Origin of the sequence: Acidiplasma aeolicum (assembly GCF_001402945.1) — an archaeon.
In the GTDB taxonomy this organism is placed as follows: Archaea; Thermoplasmatota; Thermoplasmata; order Thermoplasmatales; family Thermoplasmataceae; genus Acidiplasma; species Acidiplasma aeolicum.
The window spans coordinates 1-3,429 of the sequence record NZ_LKBG01000058.1 but is presented as its reverse complement, the minus strand read 5'-3'; the positions used below and the strand labels follow the sequence as shown (position 1 = coordinate 3,429).

3 protein-coding genes and 1 pseudogene are annotated in these 3,429 nt (G+C 36.3%); all 4 read left to right on the top strand.

Annotated elements, in window-relative coordinates:
- The coding region (locus AOG54_RS02055; protein ID WP_156324163.1) for a CBS domain-containing protein at positions 1–470 on the top strand (470 nt) is incomplete at its 5' end.
- A 4-nt stretch (positions 471–474) separates the two neighbouring features.
- Positions 475–1,854 (top strand): TldD/PmbA family protein, encoded by a 1,380-nt coding sequence (locus AOG54_RS02050; RefSeq protein WP_054964165.1) that lies wholly within the window; start codon positions 475–477, stop codon positions 1,852–1,854.
- Between the two features lie 5 nt (positions 1,855–1,859).
- Positions 1,860–3,155: a TldD/PmbA family protein gene (locus AOG54_RS02045; protein ID WP_052656863.1), complete on the top strand. Its 1,296-nt coding sequence runs from the start codon at positions 1,860–1,862 to the stop codon at positions 3,153–3,155.
- Between the two features lie 68 nt (positions 3,156–3,223).
- A pseudogene (locus AOG54_RS02040) lies at positions 3,224–3,429 on the top strand (hypothetical protein); the annotation flags it as partial.

Here is a 3,429-nt window from a genome sequence, read left to right as displayed (position 1 = left end):
TGTCATCGCTTATGGATTCACCAGTTTATGTTGATGAGGATTCAAATGTGCTTGATACTGTAAATGTACTTCTTAAAAATGGCCTTCATATAGTTCCGGTTGTGGATAAAAACATGAAGGTTACAGGGATCATAGGCATATCTGATATAATCAATATAATTGAAACCGGATCAGAGGAGGGTTTCTTTATAGAGGTTTCTGGCCTTGACCAGGATGACCGCGATCTATATGATATAACATATTTTATGGCAGACAAGTTCATTAAAAATGTGTGCAGGATAATTGGAAACACAGGAAAATTAATATTCAACATTAGGAAATACAAAACAGAGGGCAGGGGAAAATACTCTGTTAGAACAAAATTAATCACGCCAAAGATGACAATGGAAAGGGATGACGCTGACTACAATTACGGAAAATGCATAAGCAGAATTTTAAAAAATTATGAATCAACAATAAAAGAAAAATGATTTTATGGAATTTGCAGATAAAATTTTAAGTTATTTGGAAAGGCAATCCGAATACTGTGAGGTAAGATTTATACAATCCAGTGAGAATTATTACCATTATAATAATGGCAAGTATACAGGGTCCGGCCTTTCTGAGGATTCTGGATATGCTGTAAGGGTTCAAAACGGATCAATATCCATGGGGTTTTTTAATGATGACAATTTTGATGCCATAAGGGATAAACTTGATGCTGTAATAAAAAAATCCAGATTAAAGGGAAAGAACAAAATTGACCAGGGCGGTGGCATAAGGGATGCATGGAGGGAAAATGGAAAAAAAGCAGTTACAGATTTCCCGGATTCTGAAAAAATTGATATTTTAAAATCAGCAGATGCCTTAATGGATAATGCCGGTGCCAGCCTAAGAATGAACGCCCTTCATGATAGGCAAATAAAACAATTTTATATTAATTCATCAGGAACAGAGATTAATTCAGAATACTCAAGGATATACTATGTATACAATGCTGGAGTCTACGATTCAGGGTCATTTGAGGAGACATATAATGAATTTGGCTATACCGGCGGATATGAGAATCTACTTGAACTAAATCTGGAAGATATAATAAAAAATGATATTAAGTCAATTCAGGGTGCAATAAGGTCCCACAGGCCGGAGCCAGGCAAGTACGATGTTGTAATAGGGCCGGATATAAGCGGTATAGCCGCACATGAGTCTGCCGGCCATCCCATGGAATATGACCGTATTTCAGGAAGGGAGTCCGCACAGGCAGGCGAATCATTTATAAGGCCTGATAATTATCCTCTAAAAATAGGAAGCAGTGCAGTGAATATCATAGATGATCCCAATGTTGCAAAAAGCTTCGGCTATTATAAATATGATGATGAGGGAATTAGGGCCAAAAAAAGGTATTTGTATAAAAACGGGTACACATCAGAATTTATTTTAAACAGGGAAAGTGCGGGATTAAACAATTCAAAGTCAAATGGCGGTGGCAGGTCCTCAGACTGGGATATGGAGCCACTTGCAAGAATGAGCACAACCTATCTTGAGCCTGGGGATTATACATTCGATGAATTAATAGAGGATATAAGGAATGGAATATACATAAAAAATTATACCGAATGGAATATAGACGATATAAGATTTAATGAAAAATATGTTGGCAGGGAGGCATATATAATAAAGAACGGCAAAATTATGGAACAGGTTAGAAGGCCTGTGATAGAAACAAACACAGTAAAATTTTATACATCCATGGATGCAGTAGGAAATGATTTAAAATTCAGTGCCGGCATATGCGGAAAGGGAGACCCCGAGCAGGGTGTTGATGTCTGGATGGGAGGTCCCCATGCAAGGCTCAGGAATATGTATATAAAGTGATTCCCATGGATATTTTATACATATCAAAAAGGCTTGCCGAAATCTGTGATGAGTATTCAATAATTGAATTAAGAGATGATACCGAGGAATTGAGGTTTTCAAATAACACCATGGACATATTTAACAGGTGGTTTGATTCAGGAATAAAGATATTTGCATCCAGGGGAAAGAAAATAGCAGAGGCATCATTTAATGCAATTAACCTAAACTATGATTATATAATAGACAGAATAAAAAGGATGCTGTCAATAAGCCCTGATTACATTTCATATAATGGCATTAATCCTGAGAAAAATGATTATAATATGGAAATAACAAACTTTGAAAGGAGGGACATATACGATATTTCACAGCAGCTCATAGACGCATCATTAAAAAACGGTGCTGAAAGGTCTGCAGGTGTAATTTATCAATCATATGAAACGGTTCATGTTAAAACACCTTACAATGATGAAAAATTTTCAAGGCCCGGAATGGAGATTGTTTTGAGGTCCTTTAAGGGAAATTTATCAGGCCAGGAGAACTATCATTTTGGCCCCGGTTCAATTAAAAATATTGATCCCTACAGCATGGTAAATGCTGCAGTTCTTCCACTGCAGTCACAATATGATAATCTGGATATTCCTGAGGGGAAATATGATGTTATAATGTCCCCAAATGTAATTGGAAATCTTCTTTCATACAGCTCAGGCTTTTTTTCATTTTTTAACATAGAATCAGGAAGCAGCCCTTTTAAGAATATGCTGGACAAAAATGTGGCCTCAGGTTATGTTAATCTAAGCGATGAGCCCGCGAATATAAATGGCATTGGTTTCAATCCTGTTGATGATGAGGGCACACTGACAAAGAATCTTGAAATAATAAAAAATGGTACACTTAAAACATACCTGCATTCATATTCCACTGCCATGGAGGCCGGCACAAAAACCACAGGAAATGCCGGGATAATATATCCACATGCATGGCAGCTGCACATGCATGGTGGGAATAATAAATTTGATGATATAATTAATTCTGTTGACCATGGAATATTTATAAATAATGCATGGTACACAAGATTCCAGGACGAGGAAAATGGAATATTCTCAACAGTACCAAGGGACGGTGTATTTCTTATAAACAATGGAAAAATTAGCAAGGCCATGGGTGGAATAAGGATAAGTGATTCAATACCCAATATACTTAAAAATATTAAAAAGGTTTCATCTGAGGAAAAGTATGTAAAATGGTGGGATGAGATATCGCCATCAATCATGCCCTATGTTCTTGCTGAGGATGTTAACATTACAAAAGGGTTTTAATTTTCTTAAATTGAAATACCTAAATAATTTGCAAATAAAGTTTTATAGCAATAAACAATCCTAGTTTTATGCTTATTACATCAAGAGCATTTGTGGAAATATCCGTTATTATCATCCTGCTTCTGACAGCGGGACTTACCTCAGTTATTTTTATGAAATATCAGAAAAATCACGGTCTGCATCTACTGTACTGGGGACTGGGCCTTCTCGTCTTTGTTATTTCAGTATTCCTTGAGCTTTTAATGGCTGCGGGGATATTCTCCAGATTTTTAAT

Bases quoted from the DNA above. Each gene is read 5' to 3' on its own strand.
- AOG54_RS02050 (WP_054964165.1), top strand. From the start codon at position 475: ATGGAATTTGCAGATAAAATTTTAAGTTATTTGGAAAGGCAATCCGAA.
- AOG54_RS02045 (WP_052656863.1), top strand. From the start codon at position 1,860: ATGGATATTTTATACATATCAAAAAGGCTTGCCGAAATCTGTGATGAG.